Consider the following 18617-nt stretch of genomic DNA (forward strand, 5'->3'; position numbering starts at 1 on the left):
GCTACATGATTAAAGCCTGTAATGCCCGACGTGCGTCAGGCTGAACATCATGCGGGTGCTGATAATCAATGTTCTCTATTGCCCGGCTATAGAGGGCAACCAGCCAGTCGTAAACGTACGCGGTGGCCGCATGGACAGGCTGTTCCTCCAGGCGCGTCAGGCGCGGCGCGGCGCTGCTAACCACGGGCGTAACAAAGATTGCCTGCCCCTTACGGATGCGGCTTGCCGGACGTTCAGCAACAGGCGTCTGGTCGTAACCCAGCCAGCCAACGAAATTGCCCATCACCGCATGCAGCTGTGCGGCACTGCTCTTGTCGGTTTCGACAATACGCTGAAGCTGCTGAGGCAGGTTAAGACGGTAGCTGGCGACCACCAGAACCTCGGCAATTTGCTGTAACACCGCAGGCTCAAGACCCAGGCGTGTGGCCGCTGCGTCATTGCGACTCCACTGGCGCAAATGGTTCATCCACACTTTATGCGCCAGGCGCGCTTTATCTTTTGTCTGGAACGTGCTGGCACTTTCCTGCGCATTATCGGCAAACAGATCGATGGTATCCGTAAACAGACCGTTGACCTGCTCCTCGCGCGGTTGCTGGACGGCCAGAAGCGTTTCGAAGGCTTTGAGCGGAGGCAGAAGCCCTTCGAGCAACTCACCGTGGCGGGCGGCGCTGCTTTGCAGGGTGCGAACCATGTTCTCGGCCTGAGTTCGTCTTGCTGCAGGCTCCTCAACCAGCGGTGCCAGATAACTGTGCATCAAAGCCGACAGCTCCTGGCGCAGCGCCGTTTTCAGCGTGTTAAGACGTTTCTGTCGCTGGGCAGGTAACGTGGCCTGTGACAGCCACTCGATGACGCGCTGCATGCTGTGGCTGTCCAGCGCCTGCAGCGTGCCCCAGCGCAGGCCCGGTTTACCCAGCAGATGCTGGACTGCTTCATCGAGATTCTGCCGGGTGGTAAAACGCGCGTCGTGAGGCGTAATCGCCCACACCAGACCCGGCAGGGCTGATTCCTCCGCAGGCTGCGTCTCTTTGACCCAGTTCATCAGTACCTTTGCTTTTTTTGCCGTCTGGTCGTGCTGCGCGGTCGCATTGCAGATCACAAGCACATCTGGCTGCAGCTGCTGGCGATAGTGTTCCAGCAGCCACTGACATTTGGCCTGGCTTAGCGGATCGGCGCTGTTGTCTGCAAAGACCGGGATATCAATAATATCGACGTTATCCAGCGCGCTGCTCTCGACAGGCAGTACCAGTTCACGCGTCAGGAATGCCAGTACATCGACGGGCAGGCTAATGGCATTAAGCATCTCGCCGTTGTTCAGGGGATGCAGCAGCGTCTCCTGAGCGTCCGGAAGGGTAAAGGTGCCATGGGTCAGGAAGCCTTCGCCAGGCAGACCAAAGTTATCCACCAGCAGGCTGAGCGGGGCGGCAAGTTCGCTGGCGTGGCTGGTCTGGTGCAGAACATGGGCGAGCTTTAACCACTGCTGGGTCAGTTCCTGTTGCTCACCCCATAAAAGCGACCAGACGCTGGCCCGGGTGGTGAGGTCAAGCGATGGCACCAGTTGCGCAAACTGATGCCACAGCACATCATCAATTTGCTGTCTGGCGGCAGGTACCGTGCTCTGCCAGAAGCGGGCAATCGCGCCCACTTCCTCCGCCGTTATGCCCGGTACCCCCTGCGGCTGACGCAGGCCGCGCCACTTCTCAAGGCGCGTCTCGATAACGGCCTTATCCACGGCGCGGATCTGCGGGTGTAAGGTGGTGCGGGCAATAAACAGCTGCACCAGCTCAGCCTCGGTGACCAGGCTCAGACGTAGCGGGAAAGCCTCATCGTCCACCGCTGTGCTTTCAGTGCTGAAGCGCAGTGCCATGTTGGTCAGGGCATGTCCCGGGTTGATATGTGAAAAGTAGTCGAACGTGCGTTGCCCGGGAATAACGTTCAGCCGTCCGTTACCGTTGCCGCACAGGGACAACAGCAGATGCGCTTTGGCGCTTTGGGAGTGGCCATACAGACCAATGCTGCTCCGCCGGGTCAGCGCCTGTTCAATGGCCTGCTCCCGCGCCTGCGCCGCATTGATACGTGCCAGCAGGGCGTCGGCATCGTTATCCAGCACCGGGGCGTGCAGGCGCGTCTCGTTAATCCACCCGATTAAGGCCTGCGTGGTGGTCATCGTTGCACTCATTTCAGGTATACACTCCCGCTGTCGATCCAGTAGTGGCTACCGCTATGACGGCGATCGGCCAGGGTATTCAGTTTGAAGGTTAAGGCGTCAGGTGGGACAGGGGTTCCATCCTGCAGCCAGGCGTCGCTTAGCTCGAAAGATTCCGGGCCTTCGTGCTTGCTGCCTCCGCAGAGCTTAAGCCGCACGTTCAGCACGCCGTCGCCAGCAATCGCTTTGGCCAGTTCCGCCGAGTTGATACTCAGGGTGTACAGCGGCGTCGCCGGCCAGCGTGCGTTCGCCAGCTGGCGGAAGCCAAGCGTGACGTTACCACGCAGCGGGAAATGCAGGCGGGCGTCGAGTTTTGCGCCAGGTTTATCCAGGTCGATATCCTGATACCAGACGTTCTCCTCACGCAGCGTGTTAACGGTGTTATCCAGCACGCCCAGATAGCGCACGGTGGAGTAGGCGCCAATATCGGCCGCCTTAAAGTTAAAGCGCGGCAGACGCAAATCGAGCGCCAGGCTGCAGAGCATGGCCCCCACGGCGGCGGTCGATTTCGGGTTACCGATGCGACCCTGCTGGCTGAACGGATACCACTCATGAACCTGGTATTTATCCAGCCATACGATGCGATTGACCGGCACGGGCTGGAGATGGCGGATCAGCGCCTGCACGCCCGGCAGGCACCCCGGACGACCAGTGATCAGCAAAATATCACAGCTGTAATGAGAGATCGCTTCGCACACCGCATGGAGCGGAGAGGCCAGCGTGAATTGACCTGCCAGCATCGCATCCTGCATTTCGCGGAAATTCACATGCAGCGGCACGGCAAACAGGTCGAAGGCTTCAGAGCCAGCAGGCAGAGCGTGGTCGACAGCCTGCTGCAGGTAGTTCATCACATTGCGGGTCGGCTTCTGCGGCAGCAGATCGCCAAAGGTGGCATGCAAACCGGCCAGCGGATCGTCAATGTCGCTGGATTCCCACGCGGCAAGGATCGCATGACCGATCGGCATAAAGAGCTGAAGTGCGGTCTGCTGGCGCAATACCGCCTGGGTATCAATACGCCCGGAGTCACCGAACAACGACGCCATCAGCAGAGACGCGTCCGCAATGCCGGACTTCTGCAACTGCGTTTGCAGGGCTGGCAACACATAGCGCTGGATAACGTCCAGCAGCGTGTCGTCGCCGGCCACTTTAAACCCTTCGCGGAAGAGAAGCTGTGGCGTGATTTTGACGTTATTCCCGGAGCCGTCATCCAGCTGATAGTGGGTGATCGCCATATCTGTGGTGCCGCCGCCAATATCGATAGAAGCAACGCGCAGCGCGCGACCCGGCTGGACACCAGGCTCAGGTTCACGATCCGGGCGGGCGAGGGAGGCGAAGAAGGCTTCCGTCTGACCACCAAAACGGGAGATCGCTTCGTTGTAAAGCCAGACCAGTTGCCCGCAGCTCGCTTCATCCCACTCCATCTGGATCTCAGGCACCGGCACCACGCTTTTATCCTGCTGCTTGCGGGTGGCAAAGTCTTCATCCTGCGGATGCCATCCCATCGCTTTCCAGACGATGGCAATCGCTTCAAACATGCGGCGACGGAAGATCTCGCGCTCCTGCTTCGGCATCGCCGAGGGCAGTGTGAGGATCAGCGTGCGCAGCTGGCGCGGAGACGCCGGGAAGCCCAGACGCAAGCGCGTGGCGACGCTGTTGATCTGGCCCAGCGCCTGTGCCAGCAGCTCGCACAGCATATGGGTCATCAGGGTGCTGCGGCTGTACTGCGGGGAGAAAACCGGCAGACGCTCGTCCTGGGGCAGCGTAAACAGCGGTTCGCCGTCATCATTCATCAGGTTCATCAGCGGGAACGCGGTCGCCAGCGGCTCGCGTTGGGTTTTGCTGTTCATCTGGCTGAAACGCCAGTCCTGCACCACCGGCGTCTCATCCCACAGGTAGCGACGCGGGCTGGAGATACCGCTGTTACCTTCAGTCCCCAGACGCTGCATGGCCAGCTTACGCGCCTCATCGCCAACCCGGACAATAGAAGGCCAGACGAAGGCATCCTCGCGACCGCTTTCAACCGAGAAGTGCTGTTTGCCAAAGCGTGCTTCCGAGAACTCCAGGCGGCTGGTAAACAGGGGCTCATTGAGGAACTGCGGCTCGCTTAAAGAGCGCACCTGCAACTCGGCCGTCTGGCGCAGACCGTCGTTGGCGTCGCCGTGATCTTCAATAATCACGCCGCAGGTATGGGTGTTGCCCACGTCGAGGATCAAATCGACCGGAATGGCAGGCGTGCTGAGCGTATGGGTGACAAATTTGACTTCCGGCACGGTGAGTTGTTCACCAAGCATGGTCAGCACATTCAGCCAGTGTGCCTGATACTCAAAGCTGCGCATGGCCTGCTGCAGATCGCGTTCTGAACGGTGTTCAACGTCCGAGGCGTACTGCGTGAACGCTTCGCGCAGCCAGCCATCTATCCACGTCTGGTCGAGGAAATTTTCTACTTCGGCATCGCGCCAGGCCAGCGCGAAGCGGGTCCCGTTAAGAATATCGTTTTCCACCGGCGACAGCGCGGAGGTGGCATGCTCCGCAATCTGGCTGTCGAGGGCGAGGGTGACGCGATGGGTGTTGCCTGCGGTGTCCGGCGTCTCCAGCTTGCGGACCTGAACGCGCGCCCAGTTGTCCGGGCCGTCAACAAAGGTTCGCGGCGGGTTGAAGCGCAGGAACGGAACGGGGAGCCAGACGCCATCCAGCACGGCCAGGGACTGATGCAGCGCGATGGTTGTCTCAGGCTTGACTACCTCAGGCTGGCCGCCGTCCGTGCCGGGCAGGGTGTAACGCCCGTTAACCAGGTCGAAATCAAGGCGCAAAAGCGGGCCGTTCGCGGTTTTACGCACGAAACGCCCGTTGCTGGCGGTGTCCTGCGGGGTCAGGCCGAAATCGAGGAACTGTACACCGCTGTTGGCAATAAGCGTAACGCTCTGTTTATAGTCGCAAAGATTTACCAGCATAGGATCAGGCACCTGCTTTCTTAAACGTCAGTGGAACGACGGTTTTTGCATCATAACGGGCATTGCATTCGGCGACATCGCTGGTGCCTGCTTTACAGGAGACTTCCGGCATCGGGTAGCGGGAACCGTCTGTGCAGCGTGCATTGCCGCGACTCTTAATCATCAGCTCGCCATTGCTGTGCAGGCCGGAGAAAACCTCTACGCGGCACACAACATTATCGCCATGCACAACACGGGCGAAGCCTTTGTTGTTCTGGATCTGATAGCGCAGTGACGGCGGTTTGCCGGTCACCGGATCTTTTACGTCAAGAATGGCGCGCCAGGTGCCGTTCAGGAAACGCGTCGAGCCCGCTTTGACCTGACCGGCCTCCATGACCATGGCATCTTTCGGGATCGCGGCAATCACCACCGGGGCAGACACCGGAGCGGGATCGGGTTCCTTCGCTTTACTCTCTACCACCTCAGCCTGATGCAGCGGCAGGTTCATCGCCAGTGGTTCAACCGCTTTAATCGGTTTTGGGGCAATCGCCACGGGTTGCGGTGCCGGGGCGGCGGCTGGCGCGGGCTCTGCCGAAGGGGCCTGTTTTGGCCACAGCAGCGGGGCGGCAATGGCGGCAACGATCACAGCGGCAACCGGCAGCGACCATAAGGGCACGCGACGCTTTTTCACGACGGGCGCAGCAGCAGGCTCTTCAACAGGCGGCGCAACGGCGGGCGCGGGCTCGGGCTCATACAGCGCTTCCGGCGTAATGCGCACAACCGTGGCCGGGGCGATCAAAGGTTCGTCAGCGTGTTCAAAGGTGACGGCCGGGGTCGGTTCTGGTTCCGGTTCAGGATCTTCAATCACCACCGGCGCGGGCTCAGGGATCAGCGATTCGCGCAGGCAGTCGAGTACGTCATCGCGTGCATTTTCGTTCAGGTTTACAAATCCCCAGAACGCAATGACCGGTTTACCGTCGACCAGATAAAGGAAATTTTCGCTCGGGAACTGGAAGGCTTTCGACAGCAAGGAGCCAAAAAGCTGTTGTGCGGTTTTAGGCGACTGGAGGCATTTCTTACTCAGCGATTCAACGCTGGCAAGGGTATTTTCCAGATAGCGTAGGGCGCGAAAACGGTCATCTTCATTGGCCGTTTTCCAGCTGGTGACGCTACCTTCCACCGGGGAGTACCAGTCCACGCGGTCACCGCCGTCGTTGACCTGCGGAATGGCCAGACAGTCGACAATGGCCTGCTGTTTGCGCAACCGGAGTGCTTCACGTATTTGCAACGCTGATTCAAAAACGGCTTGTCCGCCGCCGCCAACGGCCTGAAAATCATCCAGATTACCGCTGCGTAAAAGAGTTTTTGCCACGATTTGATCCCATATACTTCTTCACACCGTTACTTTAACGAAACCGGAAAGCAAACAAACGGAGGAAGAGACGCTAAAAGCGCCGATTTCTTGCGGCATAGATCGTGACGGTTGTGCTTGACGGATAATGGAACTTAAGACAAATCACCTTTTTCGGCACTGGCTGTAAAACCAGCGAAAAACGCGGCTTTAGAATAACCTGATAGTGTTTCGTTATTTGCCAGGTTATAGCGGCTGTGCTGTTATTACTGTCCTATATAATAAAACTGTCAGGGTTATAACCATGTCTACAGGGAAAACACTACTCGCCCTTGCGCTGAGCGCTATTTTACCAGCCGGTGCCGCATGGGCGGCAAACAACGACACCCTTATTTACTGTTCTGAAGCGTCCCCCGAGTCGTTCAACCCGCAAATTGCCAGCTCAGGCCCGTCATTCGTCGCCAGCTCTCAGGTACTCTATAACCGCCTGATCAATTTCGACCCGGTGAAAAACACCCCGGTTCCGTCTCTGGCGGAATCCTGGACGATTTCACCCGACGGAAAGACCTATACCTTTACGCTGCGTAAAGGGGTGAAGTTCAACAGCAACAAATACTTCAAACCGACGCGCGACTTTAATGCCGATGACGTTATTTTCTCGGTCATGCGTCAGAAAGACCCTAAACACCCGTATCACAATGTGTCGCAGGGCAATTACGAATACTTTAACGACGTCGGCCTCGATAAGCTGATTCAGGACGTTAAAAAGGTCGATGATTATCATGTTCAGTTCACCCTCAGTGAACCGAACGCCGCTTTCCTGGCCGACTGGGGCATGGATTTTGCCTCCATTTTGTCTGCCGAATATGCGGATGCGATGCTGAAAAAAGGCACGCCTGAGAACGTCGATACCTGGCCAATTGGAACCGGCCCCTATGTACTCCAGCAGTACAAAGTGGATTCTCTGATCCGCTATGTGGCTAACCCGAACTACTGGGAAGGCCCGGTCCCGACCAAACACCTGATCTTCTCCATCACGCCAAACGTGGAGACCCGTCTGGCGAAACTGCAAACCAATGAGTGCCAGATCATTCCTGCGCCATCTCCGGTGCAGTTTGACGTCATTAAGAACAACAAAGACCTGACGCTGCACTCCGTCGATGCGCTGAACGTGGGGTATCTGGCGTTCAATACCGAGAAAAAACCGTTTGATAACGTGCTGGTGCGCCAGGCGCTGAACTACGCCACCGACAAAAAGGCCATCGTTAACGCCGTCTTTATGGGCTCCGGTACGGTCGCGAAATCCCCAATTCCGCCAAATATGATGGGCTTTAATAAAGATCTGAAGGATTACAACTACGACCCGGAAAAAGCGAAAGCCCTGCTGAAACAGGCCGGACTGGAGAAGGGGGCGGAGGTCACGCTGTGGTCAATGCCGGTACAGCGTCCGTACAACCCGAACTCCCGCCGTGTTGCCGAGATGATCCAGAGCGACTGGGCGAAAGTGGGCGTGAAGGCCAAAATCGTCTCTTACGAGTGGGGAGAGTATCTTTCCGGAATGCGTAAAGGCGAGCACGACTCCGCGCTATTCGGCTGGATGTCGGATAACGGCGATCCGGATAACTTTGCCGATGTGCTGCTGGGCTGCAATAGCATCAAAACCGGCTCCAACGCTGCGCGCTGGTGTAATAAGGATTATGATGCCCTGGTGCAGAAAGCCAAACTGACCAGCAACCCGGACGATCGTGCGAAGCTGTATAGCCAGGCGCAGGAGATTTTCTATCAGCAGGCGCCGTGGATTGCGCTGGCAAACGGCAAAACATTCTATGCAACCCGCAGCAACGTCACGGGTTACAGCGTGAGCCTGATGGGCAGTGATTTCTCAAAAGCGAAGCTGAACTAAGCATTTTATCGCCGGGTGGCGGCTACGCCTTACCCGGCCTACTCATGCCTCGTAGGCCCGGTAAGCGCAGCGCCACCGGGCAAATGAAAAGGAGTGACAATGTCACATTTAAACGAAGTTATCGCCCGTGTGGATGCCGCGATTGACGAAAGCGTCATTGCGCATATGAACGAACTGCTGATTGAACTGAGCGATGATGCTGAGCTGAGCCGCGAAGAACGCTATACCCAGCAGCAGCGCCTGCGTACCGCGATATCGCACCACGGTAAGCAACATAAAGAAGAGATGGAGGCGCGCCAGGAGCAGCTCACCAAAGGCGGCGTTATTCTGTAATGTTCAAAACTGGCGTCGGGCCACCAGCCACGCGCCCACCACCAGCATTACTGCACCGCACACCGGGCCGATCAGCGCCCGCAGCGGGATGCCATGGCTTTTTAGCACGTCCATTATCAGCCCGCCGATGAGCTGGCTTGCCACCAGCACGGCGATGGTTGTCGCCGCGCCTACATTCTGGTAACCGCTGATGCTGGCAAAAACAAAAAATGAACCCAGCAACCCGGGGATCAACGTCCACCAGCGCACCGTGGATGCCAGCTCGCTAAACCCCGCGACCCCTTGTTTAAACAGCAGAATGCTGACAAACAACACAATGCCGACCAGCGAGTTCAGCAGCATCGCAATGAGTATGGTGGAGGAGGACTGGGTGATGCGCACCATCAGGGTATTTTGCACCACCAGGCCAATGCCCGCCGCCACCAGAAAAGCCAGCGTCAGTGATTGGTTCATTTAATCGCATCCGGATCGCTGCGCTCATCAAGCTGCAGTTGCATAAAGGTTAAGTCCAGCCAGCGGCCAAATTTGGTGCCCACCTGCGGCATCTGACCCGTTGTAACAAAGCCAAGCGTCTGATGAAGATGGATAGAGGCGTGGTTCTGCGCTTCAATCCCCGCCACCATCACATGCTTGCCGATGTCACGGGCTTCAATAATCAACGCCTTCATCAGCATACGGCCAATGCCTTTGCCCTGGTGATCCGGGTGGACGTAAACCGAGTGCTCTACCGTATGACGAAAACCGTCAAAGGCGCGCCAGTCACCGAAGGAGGCGTAGCCGGTGATGATGCCATTCTCTTCGCTTACCAGCACCGGATAACCTGCGAGGGTGCGGGCCTCAAACCATGCGATACGGTTATCAGTATCGACCGTGGTATCGTTCCAGATCGCGGCGGTGTGCAGCACCGCGTGGTTGTAAATTTCACCAATAGCGGCGCAGTCTTCTTTGCAGGCATGACGAACGATCATGATGGAACCCCTGAATGTGTTGTTTACTATGTTATTACGTTATTGCTACGATATTACACAACAACCCGGACAGATGGCTACGGTATAAGCCCGATTTTTTTGTTATTAAAACCTCATTGAAATACCGTTCATACACTATAGTATGACGTCATGAACACCATAACAGACACGATGAATCAACGAATTAGCGCAAGAATTCGCCTTGAACGCGAATCACGCGGATGGTCGCTGAGCGAACTCGCCGATCGGGCAGGCGTCTCGCGCACCATGATCCACAAAATCGAGCGCGGCGACAGCAGCCCGACGGCAACACTGCTTGCGCGCTTATCCGGTGCGTTCGGCATCAGCATGTCAACGCTGATAGCAAGAGCGGAGATGCAGGAGGGTAAACTGCTGCGCCTTGCTAACCAGCCCGTCTGGCGCGATCCGCAAACCCATTATCTGCGCCGCCACGTTTCACCGCGCACCGATCTGCCCATCGATCTTGTCCAGGTTGAACTGCCCGCCGGGAGCGATGTGCCGATGCCCGCATCGTCCTATGCGCTGGCCCGCCAGCTGATCTGGCTGCAGTCCGGGGAGCTGGTCTTTCAGGAAGGCGACACCCGCCACGAAATGCAGGCCGGGGATTGTCTGGAGCTCGGGCCGCCCAATGACTGTCGGTTCATTAACGAAACCAATGAACCCTGCGTCTATCTGGTGGTACGGCTTAACCAGTCTGGCTCGTAATGTTAAGGCGCTCAGGCGGATCATGAGCCAGGATCAATGGACATCTGTACCATAAGGAGTCTCTGATGAATCAATCTGTTTCGCAAAATCGTCGCTGGGTACTGGCTTCGCGTCCACACGGCGCGCCGGTCGCGGATAACTTTCGTCTCGAAGAGCAGCCGGTTCCGGTACCGGCGGCAGGACAAGTTCTGCTGCGTACGATCTGGCTTTCGCTTGACCCGTACATGCGCGGCCGCATGAGCGATGCGCCTTCCTATTCACCGCCGGTTGAAATTGGTGCGGTGATGGTCGGCGGAACGGTCAGTCGCGTTGAGCAGTCCAGTCATCCGGATTTTAAAGCAGGGGAATGGGTGCTGGGATACAGCGGCTGGCAGGAGTACGACCTCTCTGACGGCAGTGGTCTGGTCAAACTGGGCGAAAATCCCTCCCGTCCTTCCTGGGCGCTGGGCGTTCTGGGGATGCCGGGCTTTACCGCCTACATGGGGCTGCTGGATATCGGGCAACCCAAAGCGGGTGAGACCCTGGTGGTTGCCGCGGCAACGGGGCCCGTAGGTGCGACGGTTGGGCAAATTGGTAAAATCAAAGGCTGCCGGGTCATCGGTGTGGCCGGAGGCGCAGAGAAATGCCGCCATGCCGTTGAGGTGCTGGGCTTTGACCAGTGTCTGGATCATCATGCCGATGATTTTGCCACGCAGCTTCAGAACGCCTGCCCGAACGGTATTGATATCTATTATGAAAACGTTGGCGGTAAGGTCTTTGACGCCGTGCTCCCGCTGCTCAATACCTCCGCGCGGGTGCCGGTATGTGGTCTGGTGAGCGGCTACAATGCCACCGGTCTGCCTGAGGGGCCGGATCGTTTGCCGCTGTTAATGGGCACCATCCTGAAAAAACGCATTCGTATGCAGGGTTTTATCATCGGCCAGGATTACGGACACAGCATCAAAGAGTTCCAGGAAGAGATGGGGCGCTGGGTGCAGGAGGGTAAAATCCACTATCGTGAACAGGTGACCGATGGGCTGGAAAACGCACCGGATGCGCTGATTGGCCTTCTGGAAGGCAAAAACTTTGGCAAAGTCGTGATTCGCGTCGCGGCAGACAATAAATAAACAAGATTATGGCGGGGTAACCCGCCATATTTATTTGTGAAGATACGATATATTGTCTTTAATTAAACCTACACAGCTTTCGTGCCTTCCTTGCGGATGAGCCAAAGAGCGATAAAAAACCGTGTTTGTACTTTTTGATGTTTATACGCATTTCCCACCACCAGGCATGACGATACAGGATATATCGGACCAACGTCGTTTATTTAAACTGACGTTAATAAATAGCATTAAGTTTTAGCTACAGGAATTGAACATGCTTGATTTGGATCATTTAGAGAAAGCGCAAAGAATCAGTCTTACCATGCAAGTTGAAATCAGTTTGAAAGGGGCATTAATTACAGGCTCGTTGAAACCTGGCGCTCTACTGATTACCAAAGAGATTGCCGATAAATTAGGAACCAGTATCACACCGGTTCGTGAGGCACTTTTGCGTCTGGTCTCCTCAGGGGCGCTGCAGGCCACACCGGCGCAGGCGTTTCTGGTGCCGGAGGTCACGCTGGAACGCTATAACGAGATCACCGCTATCAGGAAACAACTGGAACCAATGGCGGTAGCGGCCGCCTGTCAGCATATGACGCCAGCTAAGCTTGAGACGTTGCGCAAAATGTCGGATGCCTTTCATGAGGCGATGCGCAACGGCAATGTTCAGCAGGCGCTGCACGCGAATCGCGTGTTTCGGTTCACCCTTTATCAGTATGCGGAGATGCCAACGCTCAGCGCATTAATTGAGCAGCTGTGGATACGCATCGGGCCCTGTATTAACTATCTGCATCAGGAGCTCAACGACATCAAAGCGTCGGCGTATCACAACGAGGAGTTACTTGCGGCACTGGAAAGAGGGGATGTTGAAGCCAGCCAGAAAGCGGTGGATAAACTGATTGATGAAGCTAATTCACTTTTACAGCGTCAATATTTTAGCTGAGGAATTATTTAGTAGCCAATCTATATTTCCGTCGTAAAACATTCGCTCCATGAATAAGTCCTGATGGCTCTACGCCATCAGGAACGATATTTAAGATTACGAAAGAGAAAAACAGGCAATAAAATGTCTGTTTTAGTCCTACTCGAAACGATAAGCAACCGACAGGCCAACGCCGTAGTTACGACCCGGAGCAGGTTCGTAATAACGTCCGTTGGATTCGTTGACAATCACCGAGCCGGCATACGTTTTGTCGAACAGGTTATCAACGCGACCAAAGAGATCCAGGCCCCAGTTGCCATAGTTGAACTTATACCCGGTATTCAGACCGACCACCGTGTAAGACGGAGCCTTTGCCGTGTTTTCGTCGTCGGCCATGATATCGCTCATGTAACGCACGTCGGTGCCCGCGTACCAGCCTTCTTCAGGCTGCCAGCCAAACGAAGCAAAGCCCATATTGCGGGCAATACCCGGCATCCGGTTGCCGTTACAGTTGTCATCACCGCAGACGTTGGTGCGGTAGGTGGCGTCCAGATATGTCCATGCCATTTTCAGCTTCCAGTTTTCAGCAAACTGCTGATCGAGGGAAACTTCCACCCCCTGACGACGGGTTTTACCGGCGTTTTTGTAGCTGGTACGTCCGCCAGAGCTGGCATCCACCACAATTTCATCGTCGGTGTCGGTGCGGAACAGGGCCGCGGTCAGCAGGCCATTGCCGATGCGGGTTTTGCTACCCACTTCATAAGTATTGTTGGTGGACGGTTTCAGGCCAATGTTCAGCCCACCCTGGTTATCCGCGCGGTAGGAGAGTTCATTGATGGTGGGGGTTTCAAATCCACGACCTGCCGCAGCGTAAAGGTTCCACGCGTCGGTCACGGCATATTTCACCGCCCCGGCCGGGAGCCACTTGTGATAGCTCGCGTCGCCGCTGTCGTCACCGTTGCCTGGCGTAACGTAATGATCGTTGGAATCAAACCAGACGGAGCTGTAACGCACCCCGGCATCCACAGAGAGTTTCTGGGTTAACTGCCAGCGGGTTTGCAGGTAGGGGTCAACGTTCCACATCAGGTTACGTTCGTTGCGGCGCTTGTCGCCTTTTACGCCGTACTCCGGTACGCCGTTGTTCATCACGAAGTTCTCATACCCGCGACGATCTTCGCTCATGTTTTCGTAGTTCAGGCCGGTGGTAAAGGTCACCGGCACCAGCAGTTCGCCGCGGTGCGTCCAGCGCGTATCGATGCCCTGATAGTGACGTTGCATATCAATCACACCGCCAGAGTGGGAGGGGCGCAGCTGTGGCTGATAAGGGATCGACTGGTACTGGGTCATTTCACGCTCGCCGGCGTACATCATGACACTGAGATCGTCCTGCGCGCTGAGCTGGCGGTCATAGCGCAGCCCGGCCTGGGTCTGCTTGATGGTTTTGCGCGTGTTGTACTGATCGCCACGCGGAGACTGGCGCGGGTTATCCTGCCACTCCTGGTAATTCAGTCCACCCGGATCGTTGGCTTTCATGTCCACGCTGTTAAAGATCAGCGTCAGCTTGCTGGCATCGTCAATCCGCACGCCCAGTTTGGCATTGGCGAGATTCTTCCGCGCACCGCTGTGATCGCGGTAGCCTTTGGTGGTGAAGCGGGTGGTGGATACGGTGTAATCCACATCGCCCGCGTGTGTGCCGTCGCCCATCGCGCCGGTGGCTTTCATCCCGTAGCGCCAGGTACCGTAACTGCCGTAATAGCTGCTGGCCTCAATGGTCGACGGCTGTTGACCGGTCTGGGTGTTGATGTTGATCACGCCGCCGGAGGCGTTGCCATACAGGGCAGAGAAGGGGCCGCGCAGCACTTCCACGCTCTCCACGCTGGAGAGATCAATGTTAGAGGTCTGGCCCTGGCCGTCTGGCATGGTCGCCGGGATCCCGTCCACGTACATTCGAATACCGCGCACCCCGAAGGTGGAGCGGGCACCAAAGCCACGCATCGACAGCTGCAGATCCTGGGCGTAGTTCTGGCGGTTCTGAATTTGCAGGCCCGGGACGCTACCAAGCGATTCCGAGAGGTTAATGCGTGGCGCGGCGTGACGCATATCATCGCCGTTCACGACGCTGACCGCCGCCGGGGTATCAAGCTCCGATACCGTTTGTGGGGTGGCGCTGACGATCAGGGTCTGTTCATCCGCGCCCATTGCGGTGAGGGGCGAAAAGATAACAGGAGCCAGCAGCAGTGGAAGCGTAGCCCTATGGGCAGAAATGATTTTCATGAAATAAACCGGTTAAGGATAAGAAACGTACCAAATGGAACATGTGCATATATGTTAAAACTTTTGTAAATGCTTTGAAAACTATAACCGCACATTGCGTTAAGGAAAGGCGAAGCGGAAAAGAAAAACTCCACATTTTGCTGATTAATGATTACTATTCTCATTAACAAAACGGCAATGCCATGACGTTGCCGACCGGAAGTGATGTCAGCAGTACACCCCCTCTTGTGAAAAAGGAATTGTTATGTCTTTACGTCATCTGTGCTCGCCGCGTCTGCGTCGTTCTCTGTTGTGTAGCGCTTTACTGCTTGCCGGTACCTTCCAGGTGCATGCTGGCGAAGAGATGTTGCGCAAAGCGGTAGGCAAAGGCGCGTATGAAATGGCCGTGAGCCAGCAGGAGAATGCGCTGTGGGTTGCGACATCACAAAGCCGTAAAATGGATAAAGGCGGAATTGTGTATCGCCTCGATCCGGTCACACTGGACGTGACGCAAGTTATTCATAACGATCTTAAACCGTTTGGCGCCACCCTGGATTCAGCCTCCCAGACGCTGTGGTTGGGTAACACCATCAATGGCGCCGTAACCGCCATTGATGCCAAAACGGGCGAGGTGAAAGGGCGCCTGGTTCTGGACGACCGCAAACGCAGTGACACGGTCAAACCGCTGCAGCCACGCCAGCTGGTGGCGGATGATGCCACCCACACCGTGTACATCACCGGGGTCGGTAAAGAGAGCGTGATCTGGGTGGTGGATGGCACAACGCTGAAGCTGAAGGATACCATCGCCAATACCGGTACTTACGGCACCGGCCTCGCGCTGGATGCGCAGGCGAAACGACTCTATACCACCAACGCCGATGGCGAACTGGTGACAATTGATACCGCCAGCAACAAAATCATCAGCCGCAAAAAGGTGCAGGATGATGGTAAAGAGCACTTCTATCTGAACCTGAGTCTGGATACGGCCGGGCAGCGTGCCTTCCTGACCGATTCAAAACAGCCGGAAGTGCTGGTGGTGAGCCTGAAGGATGGCAGCGTGATTGAGAAGATCGCGACGCCAGAGTCGCTGGCGGTGATCTTTAACCCGACGCGCAACGAAGCGTACGTGACGCATCGTGAAGCCGGAAAGGTGAGCGTGATTGATACCAAAACCTACAAAGTGACGAAAACCTTCGACACGCCGGTCTATCCAAACAGCCTGGCGCTCTCTGCCGATGGCAAAACGCTGTACGTGACGGTGAAACAGAAATCCACCCGTCAGCAGGAAGCGACCCAGCCTGACGATGTGGTACGTATCGCGCTCTAATGTGGGCATTGCCCGGAGGCGCTGCGCTTACCGGGCCTACAAAACCCTGAAATGTAGGCCGGGTAAGGCGAAGCCGCCACCCGGCTTTTTTTATTAACGCGAGGTCTCTTCCACCAGCGGGCCGTCGTGTTTTTCATCGTCATGATGAACCGGCGCGGTGCTGTGGATTTCATGCACGCGCTTACGCACGCCAAACCAGCCGGCAATCAGCAGAACGGCCAGCAGCGGAATGGTGGCGATGGTATAGGTGCCGTTCGGGTAGTCGAACGCCATCAGTACCAGCACGCTGAACAGGAACAGCAGGGTAAGCCATGAGGTCACCGGAGCACCCGGCATCTTGAAGCTCACGTCAGCCGCTTTGCCCTCTTTAATGGCTTTGCGCAGACGCATCTGGCAGACCACGATAAAGGCCCAGGAGGCGATAATCCCCAGCGCGGCCACGTTCAGCACGATCTCGAACACGCGGGACGGCACCAGGTAGTTCAGGAACACGCCAAACACGTAGACCACCAGCGTCGCCAGGATACCGGCATATGGCACCTGCTGCTTGCTCATCTTCGACATAAACTTCGGCGCAGAGCCGCCCATCGACATGGAGCGCAGAATACGGCCGGTAGAATAGAGGCCAGAGTTGAGGCTGGAGAGTGCCGCGGTCAGCACCACGATGTTCATGATACTGCCCACGTATGGCACGCCGAGCTTAGAGAAGAAGGTCACAAACGGGCTCTGACCCGCCTGGTAGGCGTTCCATGGCAGGAGCAGAACCAGCAGCACCACAGAACCCACATAGAACAGACCGATACGCCAGATCACACTGTTAATGGCTTTTGGCACCATGGTCTGCGGGTCTTTACATTCGCCCGCCGCCGTACCCACCAGTTCGATAGAGGCAAAGGCGAACACCACGCCCTGCACCAGAACCAGCGCCGGCAGCAAACCGTGCGGGAAGAAGCCGCCGTTATCGGTTATCAGATGGAAGCCGGTTGCATTGCCGTCCAGCGGCTTACCGCTGCCAAGGAAGACGGTACCGACGACCAGGAAAATCACAATCGCCAGCACTTTTACCAGTGCAAACCAGAACTCCATCTCGGCGAACCACTTCACGCCGATCATGTTCATGGTGCCGACAATCGCCAGGGCGCCAAGTGCAAAGACCCACTGCGGGATATCGCCAAACGCGCCCCAGTAGTGCATATACAGCGCAACGGCAGTGATATCGACGATACCGGTCATCGCCCAGTTAACGAAGTACATCCAGCCAGCGACATAGGCGGCTTTTTCACCGAGAAATTCGCGGGCGTAAGAGACAAAGCTGCCGCTGGAAGGGCGATGCAGTACCAGTTCGCCCAGCGCGCGAAGAATGAAGAAGGAGAAGATCCCGCACACCAGATAGACGAGGGCGAGAGCCGGGCCAGCCATCTGCAGACGTGCACCAGCACCTAAAAACAGACCTGTACCGATAGCGCCGCCGATGGCGATCATTTGAACCTGACGGTTGCCCATCGCTTTGTGGTAGCCCTCTTCATGGGAGTTTAACCAGCGACGTTTAGCAGCATGATGATCGGCTGCGCTTTTATTGCTTGTTTTCATTGAGTTACCTGTTTGCCTGTCTGAACCATTATCGTGATAGTCCTGCCTGGCAGAGAGCATACAAACGATTGCTTCTGCGCAAACACATGTCGCCTTCCCAGTCATTCTGCGTATGGATAAGGCGAAACATGGCGAGGCATCCTACCTGCAATTGATAAGCGACGCAAAATATAACCGTGCCGAAAGTGATGCACGTCGAAGGAAATCGTGTGGTCAGAGCAGACGGGGATCACAACGCGCTGAATCGTGGTGAGTTTTTAGACAAAAGATTCGCAGATTGATGATTTAAACATCAGTGGCGCTTATCAGTTGCTCAGTGGAACTAGCGGAAGGTAAACGCTATGATCGGTTTGGTTTTTATTCTGCCAGAACGAGGCTAACGGTGAAAATTAATGTAATCGGCACCAGCGGAAGTGGAAAAACCACGCTGGCAAGACGGATCGCTGATGAGCTGGCTATTCCTTATATTGAGATGGACAGGCTTTACTGGCGCCCGAACTGGCAGGGCACAGCAGATGATGCGTTTCTGGAAAAACTGGAGCATGCATTAAGCGCTTCTCAAAACTGGGTGCTCGATGGCAACTATAACCGCACGCGCCCCGTTAAATGGCGCAATGTGGATCTGGTCGTCTGGGTGGACTATGGATTTGTCCGTACGCTGTATCAGGCCGTTATCCGGGCGAGCAAGCGGGCCTGGCATCAACACGAACTCTGGCCGGGAACGGGCAATAAAGAGAGTTTCCGGCGCGCCTTCTTCAGCAGAGAGTCCATTATCATCTGGACGATTAAAACCTGGCGCAACAACCGCAGGCGTTATCAGGTCGATATGCAAAACCCGGACTACGCACACATACGCTTTATCCGTATTACCCGCCGCGCTCAGGCGGAAACGCTGATTTCCTCCCTAAAGTCTTATTCTTAACAGGGTTTTATATATCTGATTTCCGGCAAACCAAATGTAAATTAATTGTTTCTCAGCGGTGAAATACGCCTTTATTAATAACGACATGTTAAGTCAAACGAGAA

General features: G+C 56.1%; 14 protein-coding genes. 7 read left to right on the top strand and 7 right to left on the bottom strand.

Annotated features, from left to right (window positions below; all coding sequences use genetic code 11):
- Window position 1: 1 nt before the first annotated feature.
- Genes ACOTX3_RS12105 through ACOTX3_RS12115 form a run of 3 tightly spaced genes read right to left on the bottom strand, consistent with a single transcriptional unit; the run spans window position 2 to window position 6505 of the window.
- Complete coding sequence (locus ACOTX3_RS12105) at window positions 2-2176, bottom strand: virulence factor SrfC family protein (RefSeq protein ID WP_029882936.1); 2175 nt, start codon at window positions 2174-2176, stop codon at window positions 2-4.
- Window positions 2173-5154, bottom strand: a complete 2982-nt coding sequence (locus tag ACOTX3_RS12110) for a virulence factor SrfB (protein ID WP_029882937.1) — start codon at window positions 5152-5154, stop codon at window positions 2173-2175. Before ACOTX3_RS12110 ends, ACOTX3_RS12105 begins: the two co-directional genes overlap by 4 nt.
- Window positions 5155-5158: 4 nt before the next feature.
- Window positions 5159-6505 (bottom strand): SrfA family protein, encoded by a 1347-nt coding sequence (locus ACOTX3_RS12115; protein ID WP_058678638.1) that lies wholly within the window; start codon window positions 6503-6505, stop codon window positions 5159-5161.
- A 283-nt stretch (window positions 6506-6788) separates the two neighbouring features.
- On the opposite strand from ACOTX3_RS12115, the gene ACOTX3_RS12120 reads away from it, so the two are divergent.
- Window positions 6789-8387: an ABC transporter substrate-binding protein gene (locus ACOTX3_RS12120; RefSeq protein ID WP_421631616.1), complete on the top strand. Its 1599-nt coding sequence runs from the start codon at window positions 6789-6791 to the stop codon at window positions 8385-8387.
- Window positions 8388-8486: 99 nt separating this feature from the next.
- Window positions 8487-8720, top strand: coding sequence for a YdcY family protein (locus ACOTX3_RS12125; RefSeq protein WP_013096483.1), 234 nt, complete (start codon window positions 8487-8489; stop codon window positions 8718-8720).
- Between the two features lie 3 nt (window positions 8721-8723).
- Here ACOTX3_RS12125 and ACOTX3_RS12130 read toward each other — a convergent pair whose 3' ends face one another.
- Complete coding sequence (locus ACOTX3_RS12130; protein WP_023621252.1) at window positions 8724-9173, bottom strand: DMT family transporter; 450 nt, start codon at window positions 9171-9173, stop codon at window positions 8724-8726.
- Complete coding sequence (locus tag ACOTX3_RS12135) at window positions 9170-9688, bottom strand: GNAT family N-acetyltransferase (protein ID WP_013096485.1); 519 nt, start codon at window positions 9686-9688, stop codon at window positions 9170-9172. The genes ACOTX3_RS12130 and ACOTX3_RS12135 overlap by 4 nt, the downstream gene beginning before the upstream one ends.
- A gap of 150 nt (window positions 9689-9838) precedes the next feature.
- Here ACOTX3_RS12135 and ACOTX3_RS12140 point away from each other — a divergent pair, with 150 nt between their 5' ends.
- The 3 genes from ACOTX3_RS12140 to ACOTX3_RS12150 all read left to right on the top strand — a co-directional run bounded on the left by ACOTX3_RS12140 (window position 9839) and on the right by ACOTX3_RS12150 (window position 12442).
- Entirely contained in the window at window positions 9839-10414 is a 576-nt protein-coding gene (locus ACOTX3_RS12140; RefSeq protein WP_127869038.1) for a helix-turn-helix domain-containing protein, read from the top strand.
- Between the two features lie 65 nt (window positions 10415-10479).
- Window positions 10480-11520, top strand: a complete 1041-nt coding sequence (locus ACOTX3_RS12145) for an NADP-dependent oxidoreductase (protein ID WP_058678640.1) — start codon at window positions 10480-10482, stop codon at window positions 11518-11520.
- Between the two features lie 253 nt (window positions 11521-11773).
- The gene (locus ACOTX3_RS12150) at window positions 11774-12442 is read left to right on the top strand and encodes a GntR family transcriptional regulator (protein ID WP_058678641.1); all 669 of its coding nucleotides are present in this window, start codon (window positions 11774-11776) and stop codon (window positions 12440-12442) included.
- Window positions 12443-12580: 138 nt separating this feature from the next.
- Here the strand turns inward: ACOTX3_RS12150 and pqqU are convergent, their stop codons facing one another.
- Window positions 12581-14695, bottom strand: coding sequence for a TonB-dependent receptor PqqU (gene pqqU / locus ACOTX3_RS12155; RefSeq protein WP_058682746.1), 2115 nt, complete (start codon window positions 14693-14695; stop codon window positions 12581-12583).
- 244 nt (window positions 14696-14939) lie between these two features.
- On the opposite strand from pqqU, the gene ACOTX3_RS12160 reads away from it, so the two are divergent.
- On the top strand, window positions 14940-16001 hold the full coding sequence (locus ACOTX3_RS12160) for a YncE family protein (RefSeq protein WP_058678643.1): 1062 nt from the start codon (window positions 14940-14942) through the stop codon (window positions 15999-16001).
- Between the two features lie 93 nt (window positions 16002-16094).
- On the opposite strand, the gene ansP is transcribed toward ACOTX3_RS12160, so the two are convergent.
- Window positions 16095-17591, bottom strand: coding sequence for an L-asparagine permease (gene ansP, locus ACOTX3_RS12165; RefSeq protein ID WP_020684770.1), 1497 nt, complete (start codon window positions 17589-17591; stop codon window positions 16095-16097).
- Between the two features lie 382 nt (window positions 17592-17973).
- Here ansP and ACOTX3_RS12170 point away from each other — a divergent pair, with 382 nt between their 5' ends.
- Window positions 17974-18513 (top strand): AAA family ATPase, encoded by a 540-nt coding sequence (locus ACOTX3_RS12170; protein WP_058678644.1) that lies wholly within the window; start codon window positions 17974-17976, stop codon window positions 18511-18513.
- Window positions 18514-18617 lie beyond the last annotated feature (104 nt).

The organism is Enterobacter cloacae complex sp. IR5384, assembly GCF_049237265.1.
In the GTDB taxonomy this organism is placed as follows: Bacteria; Pseudomonadota; Gammaproteobacteria; order Enterobacterales; family Enterobacteriaceae; genus Enterobacter; species Enterobacter cloacae.